This is a genomic window from Streptomyces sp. LS1784 (assembly GCF_020103755.1).
Classification (GTDB): Bacteria; Actinomycetota; Actinomycetes; order Streptomycetales; family Streptomycetaceae; genus Kitasatospora.
Window position 1 is genome coordinate 1 of sequence record NZ_JAHSQD010000960.1, and the last position, 1,869, is coordinate 1,869.

The window sequence follows — 1,869 nt, forward strand, 5'->3', positions numbered from 1 at the left end:
GGCGCCCGCACCACCCTGCCCGCCCCCGCCACGCCCGTCGACCCGGCCCGGGCCGACGCGCCGTGACGCGCGCCGGCCCGGCGGCTCGGACCGGGCGGACTCAGGCCGCCAGGGCCTTCTTGACCTGCAGCAGGCTCGGGTTGGTCATCACGACCTGCTCGCCGCCGCCGGCCGGCGTCACCAGCACCGTCGGGACGGTCTGGTTGCCGTTGTTCACCGACTCGACGAAGGACGCCGACGCCGGGTCCTCCTCGATGTTGATCTCGGTGTAGCCGATGCCTTCACGCTCCAGCTGGCTCTTGAGTCGGTTGCAGTACCCACACCAGGTCGTGCTGTACATCGTCACGGTGCCGGACATCGAGGAGGCTCCTTGGGAAGAGAGGTGCGTACGGTCTCCGGCAGGAACGTCCACCGGGCGGAGGACATTCCGGCACGCCGTCGACCGTCATGCGGAGCGATCATCCTGCGATCACACCGGGCCTGTGGACAACCCCGCCCGGGTTGTCCCACCGGGCTGAGAGGATGGAACGCATGCAGGAAGACCTCTTGAGCGGCAGCCCGTACGACGGCCCCCACGGCTCCCCCTGGGCCGACCCCGGCGCCGCCACGGGCCCGGACGCCGTGCTCGCCGGGCTCGACCCCGAGCAGCGCGCCGTCGCCACCGCCCTGCACGGCCCCGTCTGCGTCCTCGCCGGCGCCGGCACCGGCAAGACCCGCGCCATCACCCATCGGATCGCCTACGGCGTGCGCAGCGGGGTCTACCACCCCCAGCAGGTCCTCGCCGTCACCTTCACCGCCCGCGCGGCCGGCGAGATGCGCGGCCGGCTGCGCCAGCTCGGCGCCGACGGCGTCCAGGCCCGCACCTTCCACGCCGCCGCGCTGCGCCAGCTCCAGTACTTCTGGCCGCGCGCCGTCGGCGGCCCCGTCCCCCAGCTCCTGGAGCGCAAGGTCCAGTTGGTCGCCGAGGCGGCCGGCCGCTGCGGCCTGCGCGTCCAGCGCACCGAACTGCGCGACCTCACCGCCGAGATCGAATGGGCCAAGGTCACCCAGACCGCCCCCGAGGACTACCCCGCGGCCGTCGCCAAGTCCGGCCGGGAGGTCCCCCGCGACCCGGCCGAGACGGCCCAGGTCTACCGCGTCTACGAGGAGACCAAGAGCCGCCGCGGCACCATCGACTTCGAGGACGTCCTGCTGCTCACCGCCGCGATCCTGGAGGACCGCCCGGACATCGCCGACCAGGTCCGCTCCCAGTACCGGCACTTCACCGTCGACGAGTACCAGGACGTCTCCCCGCTCCAGCAGCGCCTGCTCGACCAGTGGACCGGCCCCGACGGCGGCGCCAGCCTCTGCGTCGTCGGCGACGCCAGCCAGACCATCTACTCCTTCACCGGCGCCACCCCCGACTACCTGCTGAACTTCCGCGGCCGGCACCCCGGGGCGACGGTGGTCAAGCTCGTCCGTGACTACCGCTCCACCCCCCAGGTCGTCCACCTCGCCAACGGACTGCTCGCCCAGGCCCGCGGCGAGGCCGCCCGGCACCGCCTGGAGCTCGTCTCCCAGCGCGAGGCCGGCCCCGAGCCGGTCTACACCGAGTACGAGGACGAGCCCACCGAGGCCGAGACCACCGCCCGCCGGATCAAGGAGCTGCTCGCCGCCGGGGTGCGCGCCAGCGAGATCGCGGTGCTGTTCCGCACCAACGGCCAGTCCGAGGTCTACGAGCAGGCCCTCGCCGACCTCGGCGTCCCGTACCAGCTCAAGGGCGCGGAGCGGTTCTTCGAGCGCCCCGAGGTCAGGGACGCCGGCGTGCTGCTGCGCGGCGCCGCCCGGGCCGCCTCCGACCCGCTCACCGACGGCGCCCCCGACCTGGCC

The 1,869-nt window shown here is 73.8% G+C and carries 2 protein-coding genes; one reads left to right on the forward strand and one right to left on the reverse strand.

Annotation, left to right across the window (positions count from 1 at the left end; all coding sequences use genetic code 11):
* Positions 1-100: 100 nt before the first annotated feature.
* Positions 101-358, reverse strand: coding sequence for a mycoredoxin (locus KS423_RS44640; RefSeq protein ID WP_224285395.1), 258 nt, complete (start codon positions 356-358; stop codon positions 101-103).
* Positions 359-522: 164 nt separating this feature from the next.
* Between KS423_RS44640 and KS423_RS44645 the strand changes: the two genes are divergently transcribed.
* Positions 523-1,869 (forward strand): ATP-dependent helicase (locus KS423_RS44645; RefSeq protein WP_374120178.1); only part of this gene is annotated, 1,347 nt, incomplete at its 3' end.

Bases quoted from the DNA above. Each gene is read 5' to 3' on its own strand.
- KS423_RS44640 (WP_224285395.1), bottom strand. From the start codon at position 358: ATGTCCGGCACCGTGACGATGTACAGCACGACCTGGTGTGGGTACTGC.